At 59.5% G+C, this 17,376-nt stretch carries 17 protein-coding genes; 5 read left to right on the top strand and 12 right to left on the bottom strand.

Going from position 1 to position 17,376, the window contains the following annotated elements; all coding sequences use genetic code 11:
* Window positions 1-174 precede the first annotated feature (174 nt).
* Entirely contained in the window at window positions 175-1,974 is a 1,800-nt protein-coding gene (locus E0502_RS13660; protein WP_161593784.1) for a vWA domain-containing protein, read from the top strand.
* On the opposite strand, the gene leuA is transcribed toward E0502_RS13660, so the two are convergent.
* On the bottom strand, window positions 1,971-3,650 hold the full coding sequence (gene leuA, locus E0502_RS13655) for a 2-isopropylmalate synthase (protein WP_137678538.1): 1,680 nt from the start codon (window positions 3,648-3,650) through the stop codon (window positions 1,971-1,973). The two genes, E0502_RS13660 and leuA, sit on opposite strands and share 4 nt — an antisense overlap.
* Before the next feature lie 210 nt (window positions 3,651-3,860).
* On the opposite strand from leuA, the gene E0502_RS13650 reads away from it, so the two are divergent.
* Together E0502_RS13650 and E0502_RS13645 are read left to right on the top strand one after the other, a co-directional pair.
* Window positions 3,861-4,298 (top strand): PaaI family thioesterase, encoded by a 438-nt coding sequence (locus E0502_RS13650; protein ID WP_137678537.1) that lies wholly within the window; start codon window positions 3,861-3,863, stop codon window positions 4,296-4,298.
* Window positions 4,295-5,425, top strand: a complete 1,131-nt coding sequence (locus E0502_RS13645) for an epoxide hydrolase family protein (RefSeq protein ID WP_137678536.1) — start codon at window positions 4,295-4,297, stop codon at window positions 5,423-5,425. Before E0502_RS13650 ends, E0502_RS13645 begins: the two co-directional genes overlap by 4 nt.
* Here the strand turns inward: E0502_RS13645 and E0502_RS13640 are convergent.
* The 7 genes from E0502_RS13640 to miaA form a co-directional block, all read right to left on the bottom strand.
* Window positions 5,422-6,570 carry an alpha-hydroxy acid oxidase gene (locus tag E0502_RS13640; protein ID WP_137678535.1) on the bottom strand — a complete coding sequence of 383 codons (1,149 nt, stop codon included), beginning with the start codon at window positions 6,568-6,570 and terminating at the stop codon, window positions 5,422-5,424. The genes E0502_RS13645 and E0502_RS13640 overlap by 4 nt on opposite strands.
* Window positions 6,567-7,172: a DUF6151 family protein gene (locus E0502_RS13635; RefSeq protein ID WP_240049098.1), complete on the bottom strand. Its 606-nt coding sequence runs from the start codon at window positions 7,170-7,172 to the stop codon at window positions 6,567-6,569. The genes E0502_RS13640 and E0502_RS13635 overlap by 4 nt, the downstream gene beginning before the upstream one ends.
* A gap of 30 nt (window positions 7,173-7,202) precedes the next feature.
* A complete protein-coding gene (gene ilvC / locus E0502_RS13630; RefSeq protein ID WP_137678534.1) occupies window positions 7,203-8,222 on the bottom strand; it encodes a ketol-acid reductoisomerase in 1,020 nt (339 codons plus the stop codon).
* 99 nt (window positions 8,223-8,321) lie between these two features.
* On the bottom strand, window positions 8,322-8,837 hold the full coding sequence (gene ilvN, locus E0502_RS13625; protein ID WP_137678533.1) for an acetolactate synthase small subunit: 516 nt from the start codon (window positions 8,835-8,837) through the stop codon (window positions 8,322-8,324).
* Window positions 8,834-9,136, bottom strand: a complete 303-nt coding sequence (locus tag E0502_RS13620; protein ID WP_137678532.1) for a hypothetical protein — start codon at window positions 9,134-9,136, stop codon at window positions 8,834-8,836. The genes ilvN and E0502_RS13620 overlap by 4 nt, the downstream gene beginning before the upstream one ends.
* Window positions 9,136-10,881: a biosynthetic-type acetolactate synthase large subunit gene (ilvB, locus tag E0502_RS13615; RefSeq protein ID WP_137678531.1), complete on the bottom strand. Its 1,746-nt coding sequence runs from the start codon at window positions 10,879-10,881 to the stop codon at window positions 9,136-9,138. The genes E0502_RS13620 and ilvB overlap by 1 nt, the downstream gene beginning before the upstream one ends.
* A 91-nt stretch (window positions 10,882-10,972) precedes the next feature.
* The gene (miaA, locus tag E0502_RS13610) at window positions 10,973-11,920 is read right to left on the bottom strand and encodes a tRNA (adenosine(37)-N6)-dimethylallyltransferase MiaA (RefSeq protein ID WP_137678530.1); all 948 of its coding nucleotides are present in this window, start codon (window positions 11,918-11,920) and stop codon (window positions 10,973-10,975) included.
* Here miaA and serB point away from each other — a divergent pair.
* On the top strand, window positions 11,913-12,797 hold the full coding sequence (gene serB / locus E0502_RS13605) for a phosphoserine phosphatase SerB (protein WP_240049097.1): 885 nt from the start codon (window positions 11,913-11,915) through the stop codon (window positions 12,795-12,797). The two genes, miaA and serB, sit on opposite strands and share 8 nt — an antisense overlap.
* 2 nt (window positions 12,798-12,799) lie before the next feature.
* Here serB and E0502_RS13600 read toward each other — a convergent pair whose 3' ends face one another.
* Window positions 12,800-13,486 (bottom strand): nitroreductase family protein, encoded by a 687-nt coding sequence (locus E0502_RS13600; protein ID WP_137678529.1) that lies wholly within the window; start codon window positions 13,484-13,486, stop codon window positions 12,800-12,802.
* 119 nt (window positions 13,487-13,605) lie between these two features.
* Between E0502_RS13600 and E0502_RS13595 the strand changes: the two genes are divergently transcribed.
* Window positions 13,606-14,397 carry a Coq4 family protein gene (locus E0502_RS13595; RefSeq protein WP_137678528.1) on the top strand — a complete coding sequence of 264 codons (792 nt, stop codon included), beginning with the start codon at window positions 13,606-13,608 and terminating at the stop codon, window positions 14,395-14,397.
* A 3-nt stretch (window positions 14,398-14,400) separates the two neighbouring features.
* Here the strand turns inward: E0502_RS13595 and E0502_RS13590 are convergent, their stop codons facing one another.
* From E0502_RS13590 to purL, 3 genes are read right to left on the bottom strand one after another with little or no spacing between them, the layout of a single operon-like run.
* Window positions 14,401-14,808, bottom strand: coding sequence for a DUF3052 family protein (locus E0502_RS13590; RefSeq protein ID WP_137678527.1), 408 nt, complete (start codon window positions 14,806-14,808; stop codon window positions 14,401-14,403).
* 4 nt (window positions 14,809-14,812) lie between these two features.
* A complete protein-coding gene (locus E0502_RS13585) occupies window positions 14,813-15,139 on the bottom strand; it encodes a DUF6122 family protein (protein ID WP_240049096.1) in 327 nt (108 codons plus the stop codon).
* An 18-nt stretch (window positions 15,140-15,157) separates the two neighbouring features.
* A complete protein-coding gene (gene purL / locus E0502_RS13580) occupies window positions 15,158-17,374 on the bottom strand; it encodes a phosphoribosylformylglycinamidine synthase subunit PurL (RefSeq protein ID WP_137678525.1) in 2,217 nt (738 codons plus the stop codon).
* Window positions 17,375-17,376: the final 2 nt, after the last annotated feature.

The raw sequence follows: 17,376 nt of genomic DNA, 5'->3' as shown, positions 1-17,376 counted from the left end.
ACTGTTCAAGAGAATGAAACCCTCCGCATGCAGCGCGTATGTCGCGGGATTTCGAAGGGACATTGGGTGAGGCTGCCATTACCCGATTTTACCCACATGCGTTCATGTAGGACAGCGCCCGTTTTCCTCTTCGCAATTTCAATGGCATAAGGTTGCGACGAAATGGAGGTCGCCGTGATTCGATCTGAAATCCCGAAGCGCATTTTGTCTGTAGCTGTTGTCCTCGGACTGGCCGGTAGTGCCATGCCATTGATCGCTCAGAATGCGCAGGATGATGAGGAACAGGCAGACAGCCTGGTAGTCGTTACCGGCGCACGAATCCGGCAGGGCGGGGCGCAGGACATCAAGCAGTTCCGTTCGGTTTCTCTGAACGGTGATTTCTTGCCAAAGCCCGATACGCTCACGATGGAAGGGCTGTTAGGCGAGTATGATCTTACGCTGCCTGTCCAGAGCGGCTGTGAGCAAACATTCTGCGTCTCAAGCCACGTCATGTCCGCATCCTTGCCGTTGCGAGCGGAGGATACGCATTTTGTGGGCCTGGGTTTCGCCAGCAATGTCGATGCGGACCTGCTGCAGCAGGAACCGCTGAGTCTTGTCGCAGTGGTCGATCGTTCCGGCTCAATGTCCGGCGAACCGATCGCGCGCTTGCGCGAAGGCCTCCTCGAAGCCCTGTCGAAACTGCGTGATACCGATCGCTTCGGGATGGTATCCTTTGAAACAGATACCAAGATCGAGATGCCGGTGGTTGATATCGGGCCGAACCGTGCAATCCTCGAGCGCGCAATTCGCAGCCTTGAGAGCGCGGGTTCGACCAATATGGAAGCCGGTCTCAAGCTCGGTTACGATCTGGCCTTGACGGAACGGGCAGACACTGAGCGCAAGACACGGATCATGTTGCTGACCGACGAACTGCCGAATGTGGGCAACACCGCGCCCGAGGGTTTCATGGGCATGGCAGTCGCCGGATCGCGGCAGGGCGTCGGAATGACTACGATCGGCGTCGGGATTCAGTTCGACAACGCATTGGCACTAAAGATATCGAGCGTGCGCGGCGGTAACCTGTTTTATCTTGCTGACGAAGGCGACGGGGCGGATCTGTTCGAACGCGAGTTCTTCAATATGGTCACAGAGGTGGCGCACGATGTGGCGATCACGCTGAAGCCTACTGATGGGTACAAGATCAATGCGGTGTTCGGCGTGCCCAACGAGCTGCTGACCGACTTGGGTGATGGCGCGATTTCCGTCACAATTGGATCGGCGTTCCTTTCAGAGAACGGTGGCGGCATCTTCGCCACTTTGGACCGCGATACACAGCGCAAATTCCTGCCACCTGCGCAACGCGAGGCTGGCGAACCACTAGTGACAGCTTCGATCACTTACACCGACGGCATCTCCGGGGCGAAAGGCAGTGATAGAAGCGTCGCGGCGCCAACGGATCGTGCGGTTCCCCGGCAGCTGGCAATGGCGCATGCGCTGGTCGACGAATATCTGACCCTGCACGATGCGCTCGGCGCCTATCATACCCGAAACGACCGGACGTATGCTTACCGGCAGATCAATGCGCTCAACCAGCGACTTTCGGTAAGCGGACTGGAAGAGCTTCAGAAAGAGCGTGAGCTGGTATCCGGCCTGTCGCGCCGCTCGGCGGTGCTGGCCGGGGTATCAGGGGAAATACCAAAAGACCTGAAGCCGATGGCTGTGGTCGGCAAGTGGGAGGTCGCATCGCAGCGCGGTCTGCGCGATCTCGCGCGCGGCGATATCGTCGAAATCACTTCCGACAATGAGCTCATCACCTACCGCCAGCGAGGCAGTCAGGCCGGTACGCAGATCGAGCAGACATTCCAGATCAACGAGAACCAGTTACTGATCGATTACACCGACCTGGTGTTCCAATATCAGATCAAGGGCGACCGTTTGCGTATGAACACGCGGGGCAATGAGCAACGGCTCGTGCTCAGGCGGAAAGGCAGCTAGCGGGAAACCGCCGAATTGACCGCGCTCAGAACGGCGCGGACACCTGCTGTTGCGACGTCTTCGTCGATCCCGCAGCCCCAGATGGTTTGCCCGTCCGGTGTGCGGCATTCGAGGTAGGCAGCGGCGTTGGCATCGCGCCCGGACCCCAGAGCGTGTTCCGAATAATCGCAGATCTCCAGGCTCAACCCGAAGCTTTCCTCGATCGTTGTCAGGACGGAAGAAATCAAACCATTGCCGCGTCCGCTGACCCGCTGTTCCTTGCCTTCAACGGCGATGGTGCCGGTCAAGATGCGGGTGCCGTCGGCAGCGCGACTTTCATCATAGTCGATCAGCTGGAAATGCTTTTTCTCGGTCTGGACATGATAGGCCCTGCGGAATGCGTCCCAGATATCCGTTGCGCCCAGTTCGCGGCCGAGTTCGTCGGCCATCCGCTGGACATGTTTTGAGAAATCGGCCTGCATCTTCTTGGGAAGTTTAAGCCCCTGATCCTGTTCCAGCACCCAGGCAAAACCGCCTTTGCCGCTCTGCGAGTTGACCCGGATCACAGCTTCGTAATTGCGGCCCAGATCGGCCGGGTCTATCGGCAGGTAAGGCACCCGCCAGTGCTCGTCATTCTGCTTCTCTTGAGCGTCGAAACCCTTTTTGATCGCATCCTGATGGCTACCGGAAAACGCCGTGTAGACCAGTTCGCCGCCGTAGGGATGACGCTGGTGCACAGGGATCTGATTGCAATATTCGACCGTTTCGATGACCCGGTCGATATCCGAAAAATCGAGCCCGGGATCGACGCCCTGCGTGTACATATTGAGGGCCATCGTCACGAGACAGCAATTCCCGGTGCGCTCGCCATTGCCGAACAGGCAGCCCTCGACACGGTCCGCGCCTGCCATCAGGCCCAGTTCCGCCGCTGCTACACCTGTACCGCGGTCGTTGTGAGTGTGCAGACTGATAACGGCAGCGTCCCGGTTGGGCAGGTTGCGGCAGAAATATTCGATCTGATCGGCGTAGATATTGGGTGATGCCGCCTCCACGGTGGCGGGAAGATTGAGGATGATGGGGCGTTCCGGGGTGGGCCGAAGGATTTCCATCACCGCTTCGCAAACAGAAATGCTGAAGTCGAGTTCAGCGGTCGAGAATGTCTCTGGTGAGTACTGGAAATGCCAATCGGTATCCGGACGCGCGGCCGCTTCGTCACGCATCACTTGTGCCCCGGCAACCGCGATTGCCCGAACCTCGTCCTTGCTCATGCGGAAGACGATATCGCGCCATGCGGGACTGACCGCATTGTACAGATGGACGATTGCCGCGCGCGCACCGTTCAGGCTTTCGAAGCTAGTCCGGATCAGATCTGCGCGGCTCTGCGTCAGAACCTGCACAGTCACATCGTCAGGAATACTGCCGGACTGGACAAGGCCATGGATGAAGTCAAACTCGGTCGCCCCGGCGCTGGGGAAGCCGACTTCGATTTCCTTAACTCCGATTTCGACGAGTAGATCGAAGAAGCGGTTTTTCTTCACCGCGTCCATCGGATCGATGATCGACTGGTTGCCATCGCGCAGATCGGTGGAAAGCCAGCGCGGCGGGACGGTGATCGCGCGGCTCGGCCATTGACGGTCGGGCAAATCGATCTGCGGGAAGGGGCGGTATTTCTGGCTCGGTTGCGAAAGCATGGGCATGATGTCGGGGCTTTGCTTGATGACTGATGGATCGGCTGAATGTCCCTTGAGCGCCCCGCGCGCCGCAAGAGCACGCGTCAGGTCACGCCCAAGGGCGGGTAAGTCGTAGAATGATCGATCCGTTGCGCGTCATGGGCTGCACATATGCCGATAATTGCGCGGGAAGCAAGGCGCTTGAAAAGGAAATGGTGTGCGGGCAACGTCCACATCATGACAGAAACGAACCTGGACGACCCGCTCTATCGCCATATGGGGCTGAAACGCATCGTGGCGATGGCGCCCGAGGGCAAGGCGACACTCGAATACGAGGCGCGGCCCGAGATGTGCCATTCGGGCGGTGTGGTGCAGGGCGGCTTCATCACCGGATGGATCGACGCCGCCATGGCGCATGCGGCGATCGCCAAGCATGGCACAGGCATTACGCCGATGTCGCTGGAACTGAAGGTCAGCTTCTTCGCGCCGACGAGGCCGGGCCTCGTAATCGCGGAGGGCTGGGTCGAGCGCGATGGCCGCCGAACCGCTTTTTACGAAGGGCATCTGAAGGCACCGGATGGTACGGTCCTGGCGAAGGCGACGAGCACGATCCTGCTCGCTGATTCTGCGCGGGTGCAGAAGGCATCGGACGCAGCCTTTGAGAAATCCTCATGAGCGCGGAAATTCGCCCTTTTACCCTAGCGGTGTCGGACGACGAGCTGACCTACCTCGCCAAGCGCCTCGACCAGGCGCGTCTGCCGGAAGCTGAACCTGTCGCCGATTGGACGCAGGGCACCAAACTGGACGTGTTGAAAGAGCTGCTTGCATACTGGCGGCTCGACTATGACTGGCGGCGATGTGAGCGGCGATTGAACGAAATCGGCCAATTCGTGACCGAGATCGACAAGCTCGATATCCATTTCCTGCACCGCCGTTCGCCCCGCGAAGATGCGTTACCGCTTATCATCACTCATGGCTGGCCCGGATCGGTTGTCGAGTTTCTCGGTGTCATCGATGAACTCGCCGATCCGACTGGTCCCGACGCGCAGGCATTCCACGTCGTAGCACCGTCGCTTCCGGGCTACGGGTTTTCCGGCAAACCGACCGAAACGGGCTGGGGCGTCGAGAGGATAGGCAAGGCATGGGCCACGCTGATGCAGCGACTCGGCTATGATCGGTGGGTGGCGCAGGGCGGGGACTGGGGTTCAGCTGTCACGACGATGATCGGTGCGCAGGCCCCCGCGGGGTGCGTCGGCATCCACGTAAACATGCCGATCGGTCGCCCAGGGCCCGATGATCTGGCCACGCCCGGACCAGACGAAGTGAAAGCTCTCAAAGCGCTCCAGTTCTACCAGGATTGGGATTCCGGCTATTCCAAGCAGCAGAGCACCCGTCCGCAAACCATCGGATACGGTCTGGTAGATTCGCCCGTGGCATTGGCCGCCTGGATACTCGAAAAAATGTTCGCATGGACGGACAACGACGGGTCGCCGTTCGACGCGCTATCGATGGACGCCATCCTCGACAACATCATGCTCTACTGGTTGCCCGCGACAGGAGCGTCAGCCGCGCGGCTATACTGGGAAAGCTTCGCAAAGTTCGGAGAAGGCGAGGTCGCGCTGCCAACCGGGGTGAGCGCCTATCCGAAGGAAATCATTCCCGCACCGCGCAAATGGGCGGAGCGGCGCTATAGCAATATCGTGCACTGGAACGACATGCACGAAGGCGGGCACTTCGCGGCGTGGGAACAGCCCGATCTTTTCGTGAGCGAATTGCGCGCCTGTTTTGCAAGGATGGTCTAGCGCCAGCGCAAGCGGTCCGCAGTGAGTTGATCGACCGAAGTCACCCCCATGAGCCGCATTCCACGCTCGATCTCGTCTTTCAGAATACCGATCGCGCGCTCCACTCCGTCCTGTCCGGCTGCTGCGAGAGCATAGAGGTACAATCTGCCGCCGCTCGCCGCCGTTGCCCCCGCACACAGGCTCTTAAGCGCATGCGTCCCGCGCCGCACACCTCCGTCGCAGATGATCTCGATCTCGCCGCCGACCGCATCGACTATTTCACGCAGCTGATCGAAAGGGGCCCGGCTGCCGTCGAGTTGCCGCCCACCATGGTTCGAAACCATGATCGCATCGGCGCCAATATCGACCGCGCGGCGCGCATCGCCTGCGCTCATTACACCCTTGAGGCAAAAAGTGCCGCCCCAGTCCTGGCGGATGCGCGCAGCGGTATCCCAGTCCATGCCCGTGTCGAGCATGGTGTTGAAATAATCCTGAATGCTGACGGCCTTGCCTGACCCTTCCTGCACATGCCCGTCGAGATTGGGCAGGCGGAACTTGGGCCCGAAGACATAGTCGAGCGTCCAGCGCGGGCGCGTGGCATAGCTGAGCAGCGCGCTGGGGCTGAAGCGTGGCGGGGTGGTGAAGCCAGAACGCAGACACCGCTCTCGCTTGCCGGACACGATGGTGTCGACGGTGAGCGCCAATGCATCGAACCCGCTGGCCTGACAGCGTTCGATCATGCTGGTGTTGAGACCCCGGTCCTTGTGGACATAGAGCTGGAAGAGCTTGGGGCCGCTGGATAGCGCGGCGATTTCCTCGATCGAATGCGTGGCAAGGCTGGAGATGCCGAACCATACACCGAATCTTTCGGCTGCCAGTGCCACGGCTCGCTCGCCATCGCGATGGAACGCCCGTTGCAGGGCTGTCGGGCTCAGCATCAGCGGTAGCGCGCTTTTGCGGCGCATGATCATGCAGGACGTGTCGATGGTGGCCACGCCCGCGAGGACATTCGGTACCAGGTCGACATCATCGAAGGCGCTGGTGTTGCGCGCCTTGGTAATCTCGTCATCCGCCGCGCCGTCGATATAATCGAGCACAGGCCAGGGCAGTCGCCGCCTGGCCAGCTTGCGGAAGTCGTCGATATTGTGGCAATCGCTCAGCTTCATAAACGCCCCAACGCACGTTGCTCCGCATCTGTCAGCCGGTGCGGGACGACGATCGGATCCAGAGTTTCAGCGTCGAACAGTTCGCTGCGTCGCCGGTCTCCCGAGACGATGTCCTTTAGCATACGCGGCATGAAACGTAGCATCAGCCGGTTCATGGACAGCGGCTTCAATTCACTGGTGTCGCCTGTGCCTTGGTCGAGAAACAGGTGGCCGAGCGGCCCGCCCAGCTTCTCTTGCGAGGTTACATCGCAATTCGCCAGCACTGTGGTTACATATGGAATACGCGCGTTCTTGTAGGTGTTGAAAAGCGGCGTGCTGCAACATTTCGCGTACCAGCGCAGCGTCGGTCCTTCAGTCATATGCAGCCCGGCAAGAAGATCCTTGCCACTGTGTATGCGCAAGCGTGCGCAGCGCGACTGGTAAAGCGCGGTGCCGCCATTCGGATCGAGAACACGTTCCTCCTGCCGAAAGTGGCGCACGAGATCACGGCAGTCAGCGCAATGGCAGACCACGTAATCGCCCTCAGCCGCTGTCGCCTGCTCTATGACACCGGAAACCGACCCACAGGCGCAGGCGAATTTCATGTCGGCAGGCGCGCTCACGAGAATTCTCCCATGAGCGCTTCCTACTGATCAGTTCTTTGCCTTGTCCACCAGCTTGTTGGCGCTGATCCACGGCATCATGGCGCGCAGTTCTGCCCCGGTCTTTTCGATCGGATGCGCCTCGGCGGCCTTCCGGCTTGCCTTGAGTTCAGGTTGCCCGGCGCGGTTGTCGAGCACGAAATCCTTCACGAACCGGCCCGACTGGATGTCGGCAAGCACTCGCTTCATCTCGGCTTTGGTTTCATCGGTGATGATGCGCGGGCCGGTTTTGATGTCCCCATACTCAGCGGTGTTCGAAATCGAATAGCGCATGTTGGCGATGCCGCCTTCATACAGCAGGTCGACGATCAGCTTGGTTTCGTGAAGACACTCGAAATAGGCCATTTCAGGAGCGTAACCCGCTTCTGTCAGAGTTTCGAAACCGGCCTGGATCAGGTGCGTGATGCCGCCGCACAGAACGGCTTGTTCGCCGAACAGATCGGTCTCGCACTCTTCCTTGAAATTGGTTTCGATGATGCCGGACCGACCGCCGCCGACGCCGCTTGCATAGGCGAGCGCAATGTCATGCGCATTGCCGCTGGCATCCTGATCGATGGCAATGAGGCACGGAACGCCGCCGCCGCGCTGATACTCGCTGCGGACCGTATGACCCGGGCCCTTCGGTGCGATCATTATCACGTCGATATCGTCAGGCGCTTCGATCAGGCCAAAGTGGATGTTGAGACCATGGGCAAAGGCGAGGGCGCTGCCCGGCTTCATGTTGCCCTTGAGATCGTTTTCCCAGATGCCGGCCTGATGTTCATCCGGCGCAAGGATCATCAGGATGTCGGCCCATTCAGCCGCTTCCTTGTTGCTCAGTACCTTGAACCCCGCATCTTGCGCCTTCTTCCCCGTGGCCGACCCGTCCCGCAGCGCGATGGCGACGTCCTCAACCCCGCTGTCACGCAGGTTCTGGGCATGGGCATGGCCCTGGCTGCCATAACCAAGCACGGCAATCTTCTTGCTGGTGATCAGACCGAGATCGGCATCGGCGTCGTAATAAACTTTCATTTCAATCCTCACGTCATCCCGACATTTGCCGGGGGCTGGTGCAGCAGAGTGGCACCGGGTTGCAAGCGATCCCGGCTTGGGCCGGGATGACGAATTCTATCAGGCTCCTTCCGCCCCGCGCATCATCCCCACGATGCCGGTGCGGCCGACCTCGACCAGTCCGAGTTCGCGCATCAGCGCGATGAAACTGTCCACCTTGTCCGGCGGACCGGTGATTTCGAAGATGAAGCTGGACGTGGTGGTGTCGACCGGATGCGCTCGAAATATGTCCGCAAGGCGCAGCGCCTCGACACGTTTCTCGCCGATACCGGCCACTTTCACCAGCGCCAGTTCCCGTTCGACATGCGGGCCTGCTTCGCTCAGGTCGATAACCTTGTGGACCGGAACCAGTCGTTCAAGCTGTGCATGGATCTGGTCGATCACTTCCGGTGGGCCGTTGGTCACGATCGTAACCCGGCTGATCGCGTGATCCTCCGTGATGTCGGCCACCGTTAGGCTGTCGATATTGTATCCGCGTGCGGTGAACAGACCGGTGATCTTCGCGAGGATACCGGGTTCATTGTCCACGGTAACGGCCAGGACATGCCGCTCGGACTGGGCTTGCGTGATTTTCATGTTGAACGCCCCTTCCAGACCGGATCAAACATCCGACCCTCTCCGTCATTTTCGGCCAAGAAGAGTCGACCCCGTCGTATTGCTTCAAAATTATCAGTCTGATCGCTTAGATCGAGGATTGGATCGATCAAGAGAGTCCAAGTCCCATCTGAATTTTTCTGCGCTACGTCCATTCCGAGGAATTTCTGCGCATTTTCTTCGCACCAAGTGAGAACCTCTTCAGCAGCCAGACGCGGAAACCAAGTACGGCGTTCTGCACATTCTGCGATTGCCTTTGGGAGGGTGGCTTTTGCTCCCATCACACCAGAGCCTTGGCTTCGTCGTCCATCGTGCCTTCGACCTCGTCGCCATAGAGCAGCATGTCTGTGTGCGCCGCGCCGCTCGGGATCATCGGATAGCAATTGGCGTCCTTCGACACGAGGCAATCGACCATCACCGGCCCGTCATGGTCCAGCATCGCCTGAATACCTGCGTCCAGACCGGCTTCGTCCTCGATCCGAATGCCTTTCCAGCCATAGGCCTCTGCCAGCCTGACGAAATCGGGCAGGCTGTCGCTGTATGAATTGGAGTAGCGGCTTTCGTAGGTCAGTTCCTGCCATTGGCGGACCATGCCCATATATTCGTTGTTGAGGATGAACACCTTGACCGGCAAGCGATACTGGCTCGCGGTGCCAAGTTCCTGAATGTTCATCTGGATAGAGGCTTCGCCTGCGATATCGATCACCAGATCATCCGGATGGCCCAGCTGCGCACCGATCGCCGCGGGCAGGCCGTAGCCCATCGTGCCGAGGCCGCCGCTGGTCAGCCATTTGTTCGGATCGCGAAAGCCGAAGTACTGCGCCGCCCACATCTGGTGCTGGCCGACTTCGGTGCTGATGATCGGGTTGCGATCCTTGGTCAGCGCGTAGAGTCGTTCCACCGCCTTTTGCGGCATGAGCACATCGTTTCGTTCCGGATAAGCGAGGGATTCGCGGGCGCGCCAACCCATGATCCGTGCCTGCCATTCGCTGATGTCATGGGCCGTGCGGCTGCCCCACGCATCGATCAGCTGTTTCAGGACCGTTCCGCAATCGCCGACGATACCGAGATCGACCGGTACAATCTTGTTGATGCTGGCCCGATCGATGTCGATGTGAATCTTCTTTGCCTCGGGTGCGAAGGCATCGAGCCGTCCGGTCACCCGGTCATCAAATCGAGCGCCGACAGCCACGATCAGGTCGGACTTGTTCATCGCCATATTGGCTTCGTACGTACCGTGCATGCCCAACATGCCGAGCCAGTCGGGATGGTCGGACGGGAACGAGCCCAGCCCCATCAGCGTGCTGGTAAGGGGCGCGCCGGTCAGACGCTGCAATTCGCGCAGCAAGCGGCTAGCTTCAGGACCGGAGTTGATCACTCCGCCGCCAGTGTAAAAAACCGGACGTTCGGCAGCGGCGATCATCTCGATTGCCTGGCTGATCTTGCCGGACTTGCCTTCGGTTCGCGGCTGATAGCGATGCGAAGCCATTTCCCGGGTCGACGCCCTGGCCGGGTCAGCCACCGCAATCTGCACATCCTTGGGAATATCGACGAGCACCGGGCCGGGCCTGCCGCTTGTCGCGATCCGGAACGCTTCGGCAATCGTCGCGGCGAGATCGTCAGGATCTTTCACCAGGTAGTTATGCTTGGTGCAGTGACGCGTGATGCCGACGGTGTCGGCTTCCTGAAACGCGTCGGTCCCGATCAGAGCGGTCGGAACCTGCCCGGTGATCACCACCAAAGGAATGGAATCGAGGTGCGCATCAGCGATGCCGGTCACAGCATTGGTGGCGCCAGGGCCGGAGGTGACGAGAACGACACCCGGCTTGCCAGTTGAACGGGCATAGCCTTCTGCCGCATGCGCTGCGCCGGCTTCATGTCGAACCAGAATGTGACGGATCCGGTCATCGCCGAAAAGCTCGTCATAGATCGGGAGGACTGCACCACCCGGATAACCGAAAACGAACTCTACGCCATGTTCAACAAGGCTTTCGACCAGAATTGATGCGCCGCTGCGCTCTGACACGTCTTCCTCCAAAAATATGGCCCGGCGCAGGGGACATGCGCCGGGCCTTCGTACCCAGTGGCCTTAGCAGTCATAAGTAATGCGTCAAGAGCTAAAAACGCAATAAAGTTCCAAATAAACTACGCAAATCGACATTTTGAGACTCGGCGCGATGCCAGCTTGCAGGCGGCTGATTGCGAAACCAGGTATACTGCCGCTTGGCATATTGCCTAGTCGCCAACTGTCCAGATTGGATCATTTCATCGCGCGATACTTCACCTTCCAGCCATGCGCCGATCTCTCGCACCCCAATGGCTCTCATCACCGGAAGGGCGGGATCCAGCTCGCGAGACCGCAGCAACTCGACCTCCGCAATTGCGCCGTCAACGAGCATCGTCTCGAACCTTCTGTTGCAACGATCGAACAGCCATTCGCGCTCAGGTAGCAACACGGCTGCATGGAGCGAAACATGCCCACCGATGCCGCCCGATTTGTGCTGCTGCCACTCGGCCAGCGTTTTCCCGCTCGACCGGAAGACTTCAAGCGCGCGCGCAGTCCTTGCAACATCCGCTGGCGCAAGGCGACTGGCGGCATTCGGGTCTTCTAGTTCGAGTGCTGCACGTGCCTCATCCTGGGAGAGGCCGCGCACTGCCGCACGAACCTCGGGGTCAATCTCCGGAACCGGCGCAATACCTTCAAGCAGCGTCCGCATATAGAGGCCGGTGCCGCCGCACAGGATCGGGATCGTCCCTTGCGAGTGGGCGGCGACAATCTGGTCTCTCGCCTTTTGCGACCAATCCGCTGCGGAACAGGCGGTGGCGCCGTCCCATGCGCCATATAGCCGATGCGGGTGCTGCTCCATTTCCGCAGCACTCGGCGCGGCAGACAGAACCGGAATATCGCGATAGACCTGCACGCTGTCGGCATTGATGATGACAACTTTGCGCCCGGCGGCACAAAGCGCATCTGCCAAATCGAGCGCTAATCCGCTCTTGCCGCTCGCCGTTGGCCCTGCAATGAGCGCGACCGGCTGTTTCACAGGAGAATTTGTAGTGCTCATCGCCCGGTTGATAGCAGACCCGCGAGGACTTGAAACGCGTGTCGAACAGACTGTCAGGTTGATCGAGGCTGCCGGTATGCGCATTGCCAAGGTCCAGATGCTCGAATTCAGCGGCGAGGTGCTGCAATTCGCTCTGCCAGAAGGGGAACCTGACCAGCTTCGCAAAATCCTCGATGAGGTATTTGCGCCGTGCGACATGCTTATCAGCACGCGCGAAATATCCGTACCACAAGTCTTCGTTTCCGACATGGACTCAACCATGATCGGCCAGGAATGCATTGACGAATTGGCCGATTACGCGGGGCTAAAGGATCGTGTTGCCGAGATTACCGAGCGGGCGATGCAGGGAGAGCTCGATTTTGAGAGCGCATTGCGCGAACGGGTGGGCTTGCTGGCCGGACTAAGTGAAGATGCCATCGCCGAATGTCTGGACCAGCGCATTACGCCGATGACAGGGGCAGCAGTGCTTGTGGGTACCCTGCGCAATCACGGGTGCCGCACCATACTTGTCACCGGTGGTTTCCACCATTTCGCCGATCCGGTCGGAAAGATGCTGGCATTCGAACGGGTGGTCGGCAACAGGTTGGAAGTCACGGGCGGAAAGCTGACCGGCGGGCTTGTCAGTCCGATTACTGACAGCCGGGTGAAGCAGCAGGTTCTTGAAGAGGAAGTGTCGGCATTCACGGATGGCGCAGTTTCGCTTGCATCGGGCGATGGCGCGAATGACATTCCGATGCTTGAGGCCGCCGATTTCGGCTTTGCCTACCATGCCAAGCCGAAAGCACGCGCGGCGGCTAACGGCGTGATCGAACAGGGCGACCTGACTGCGATCCTGAAACTGCTCGAGATCCCGTCAAGCGAGTGGACTTCGTCTTAGCGTCAGAGCCAGCTGGAAATCTGCGAGAGCGGTTTTTTGATTGTTGCGTGAGCTGGAACCGTCGCATCGTCTGCCGGCAAGCCTGCAACGACAATCATCAGCGGTTTTTCATGTTCCGGCCGGCCGCACAAATTGCGCAGGAAGCCCATGGGCGACGGAGTATGGGTGAGGGTGGCGACCCCTGCTTCATGGAGTGCTGAAAGCAGCATGCCGCAAGCAATCCCGACGCTCTCGTTCACATAGTAGTTTTGCGTTCGCCCGTCTTCGGCAATCCCGCCCTTGCGCTGTGCGAACACCACGATCAGCCACGGTGCCGTCTCTAGAAAAGGCTTTTCGGCATCGGTCCCGATCGGAGCGAGCGCTTCAAGCCATTCCTTGCTGGCTTTGGGCTTTTCCTCACCCTCGCCATAAAACTGGCGTTCCTCCTGTTCTGCCGCCTCGCGGATTGCTCTTTTCTTCTCGGGCGTAGCCACCACGGCGAAATGCCACGGCTGATGGTTTGCTCCATTGGGGGCAGTCCCCGCTGCGAGGATGGCAGCTTCAATCACTTCGCGCGGCACCGATTGATCCGAGAAATGGCGGCAGGTATGCCGCGACTGCATACGCTCTCGATAAGCGTTGGCGCCAGCTATTCGCTCCTCATTAGTCAGGTCGGGAAGTGTGTAGGGCTGGGAGTCGCTTTGAGTCATGCGGTGCATATCGCGTCAATTCCGACAGCTGAAAACCCCCTGCATGCACGCTACTTATTGACATTGCTGTAAGTAGGTTGCAGTTTGCAATGGTTGACTGCTTGAAAATGGAACCTGCCATGTCATTGCTTGATCGACCATTGGTCCACCGCAACCGCAAGGTGACCGGCTTTCGTCCGGTCAAGGCGCTGCGGCATTTCGGCAAGCTGGTGCAGGACAAGGAAGACACGGCGCAAGTCTTTCACATCATCGAAGCATTGAAGGGCAAGAAGAGCCTCCGTCAAATGGAAGCCTTCCTCGGGACTGACGAGGCGCAGCATCTGATGCAGCGCGATGAGGACCTCGTCAGCTCCCTCGACAATCACCAGCGCTGGGCCGATTGTGCTCCGAATTCGCTTGCCCGGAAATATATCGAATTCATGGAGCGGGAAGGGCTGTCTGCCGCCGGGCTGGTGGAAGAAAGCCACAGGTTCAAGCCGAAGTCGGAGCGTTTCGAAGACCTCTACGAGTGGTACATCGAACGCCTGCGGGACACGCATGATCTTTTTCACGTGCTGACCGGTTATGGGCGTGACCCATTGGGTGAGGTCTGCCTGCTCGGCTTCAGCTACGAGCAAAACCACAGCCCCGGCGTGATCTTCATCGCCTATATGGGCGCGCGTCAGATCAAGAAAGAAAGCGGTCTATCGGGACCGGTGGCCGCGGCGCTCGCTGAAGGCAGGCGACTGGGACGAGAAGCGAAAAAGCTGGCTCATCAAGACCTGCTCTCGATGTTGCCGGATGATATCGGTGAAGTTCGTGAACGCCTCAATGTCGGCAGGCCGGATGCCTATCGCAATTGCCTGCGGATATTCGAGACCTTGCCCGATCGTGAGGGAGACTGGAAACCGACTTCGCAGCAAGCAGCCTGATCGCTAGCGCAATTCTTTCCTGATCACGAGTTTCAGACCGGACCAGACATCGTCGACTGCGCAAACCTTCGTATCGACCAGTCCCATCGGCAGGCACACTTCCCGTATCGTGTCTTCATTGATGTCGGTTGCAACTTTCGCCGCTTTTTTCGGCCAGCTGACCCAGATATGACCATCCTTGGCGATCTGGTTGCGCAGCGCTGTCAGCAGGGTCTCGAGTTCGGCACGTTCCGTGGTGAAAATATGTGCAGCGTCGATCCCTTCAGCCGGCTCCAAGACCGGGCAAAGTTCAAGCGCATATTCCCCGATCTCGTCCTGCACACTTTCAGGCATGGCATGGAACCACACACGCTGCCCGTCTCGCAATGAAAGCTTTTTCGCCAATGGTGTGCCGGAATAGCCGCTTGCCATGAATTCACGCTCCCATCAGCTGCATGCGGCAATCGCCCCAATCAACAACCAGATGCCATAGCGCACCGACGGCAAAAGCGCGAACCCACCATTTCGGAACAAGCAATAGCGCGGCATATATCATCGCGGCATAGAGGGTGTGCAGTGGATGGAACCCGATACTGCATCGGCCGGGGTCAAAAATCAGGTTGGCAAGCAGGTGGTCGAGATCGATCAGGTTCGCAGCCAGGATGATCAAGCCCGCCTGCTTCCACCTTTCACGCCAGACAAGCCACGCAATCGCAAAGGGCGCGGCCAGGTGCCCGCCATAGTGCAAGGACAGCTGGAGCACGCCCACCAGCCTGTGTAGTCAGACTTCCATCCAGTCGCGGAAGAAACTTTCATGCGCTTCCCGCATGGCCGCAAACGTGACGATGCTATCGCCGATCTTGAGGGCATCGCCGCCGACTTGGCCGATTTTTTCGAACGGCACTTCGTTCCGGTCGAGGTCGGCTTCGTTGCGATAGGTGACGATATAGCGCGCCTGACTTTCGCTGAAGGCAAACTCGCTGGTCATTGCATCGACAGTCGCACCCATGCCGCCTGACAGGGCCATTTCCGCAAGTGCCACGGCGACACCGCCGTCGGAGATGTCATGCACGGCGGTCACCTTGCCCTCAGCGATCAGCTGGCGGATGATCTCTCCATTCAGCCGCTCGTCGGCCAGCTCCACCTTGGGCGGCTCTCCGGCTTCGAGACCATGGATTTCGCGCAGCCAGACCGATTGACCAAGCTCGGGATAATTGGGTCCGATGATGGCGATCAGATCGCCCTCCGATTTGAAGCCCATGGTGGCCATCGTGCCGTAGTCTTCGATGATGCCAACGCCGCCGATTGCCGGTGTCGGCAAAATTGCCGACCCGCCTCCGGTCGCCTTGCTCTCATTATAGAGGCTGACATTGCCGCTTACGATCGGGAAGTCGAGCGCCCGGCAGGCCTCGCCCATGCCTTCGAGCGCATGGACGAACTGGCTCATGATTTCGGGACGCTGCGGATTGGCGAAATTGAGGCAATTTGTCACAGACAGTGGACGCGCGCCCACGGCGCATAGATTGCGATACGCTTCGGCGATCGCCTGTTTGCCGCCTTCGTATGGATCGGCATAAACATAACGCGGCGTGCAGTCGGTGGTGATTGCCAGCGCTTTCTTCGTGCCGTGCACGCGCACGACACCGGCATCGCCGCCTGTTTGCAACGTGTCCGCGCCAACCTGGCTGTCATATTGTTCGGCGATCCAGCGGCGCGAGGCGAGGGCGGGGTTGGCCATCAGCTTGAGCAGATCCGCTCCGATGTCGCCCCCTTGTGGCGCTGCATCCAGTGGTGGCACATTTGCCCATGCCCGATACTCCTCTTTCGAAAGGTAAGGGCGGTCGTATTCGGGGGCATCCGCAGCGAGCGGGCCGAGCGGGATGTCGCACACAACTTCGCCATCGAATTCGAGCACCATGTGCCGCGTATCGGTGACTTCGCCGATGACTGCGAAATCGAGCTCCCACTTCCGAAAAATCGCTTCGGCCATCGGCTCCTTGCCGGGCTTCAAAACCATGAGCATCCGCTCCTGGCTCTCGCTCAACATCATTTCATACGGCGTCATGCCTTCCTCGCGGCACGGCACCATATTCATGTCGAGCCGGATCCCAGCCTTGCCGTTGGTCGCCATCTCGACACTGGAGGATGTCAGCCCGGCCGCGCCCATATCCTGGATCGCGACTATGGCATCGGTGGCCATGAGTTCGAGACAGGCTTCGATCAGAAGTTTCTCCGTGAAGGGGTCACCGACCTGCACGGTCGGGCGTTTGGCCTCCGCGTCCTCGCCGAAGTCGGCGCTGGCCATGGTTGCGCCGTGGATCCCGTCGCGTCCGGTTTTCGATCCGACATAGACAATCGGATTGCCGACCCCCGTGGCCGCCGAATAGAATATCTTGTCCGCGTCAGCGACACCCACCGTCATCGCGTTGACGAGGATGTTGCCGTCATATGCGGGGTGGAAATTGGTCTCACCGCAAACGGTCGGTACGCCGACACAATTGCCATAGCCGCCGATGCCTGCGACGACCCCCTTCACAAGGTGTTGCATCTTCGGGTGATCGGGCCGCCCGAACCTGAGCGCATTGGCATTCGCCACCGGGCGCGCGCCCATGGTGAATACATCGCGCAGGATGCCGCCGACACCCGTTGCAGCGCCCTGATAGGGCTCGATGTAGCTTGGGTGGTTGTGGCTCTCCATCTTGAAGATAGCCGCCAGCTTCTGGCCGTCAGGACCGTCCCCGATGTCGATCACGCCGGCATTTTCACCCGGGCCGCAGATGACCCACGGGGCTTCCGTCGGCAGCTTCTTGAGATGCAGCCGGCTCGACTTGTACGAGCAGTGCTCGGACCACATTACCGAGAAAATGCCCAGTTCGACGAGGTTCGGCTCACGCCCTAGGGCGCTGAGCACACGCTCGTATTCCTCAGGACTGAGGCCGTGCTGTTCGACGACTTCCGGAGTGATGGGCGGGGTGATCGATTCTGCGGTAGCTGCCATGC

It is taken from the genome of Parerythrobacter lutipelagi, assembly GCF_005434975.1.
GTDB lineage: Bacteria > Pseudomonadota > Alphaproteobacteria > Sphingomonadales > Sphingomonadaceae > Parerythrobacter_A > Parerythrobacter_A lutipelagi.
The sequence above is the reverse complement of the archived record's forward strand: the minus strand, read 5'-3'. Positions and strand labels throughout refer to the sequence as shown.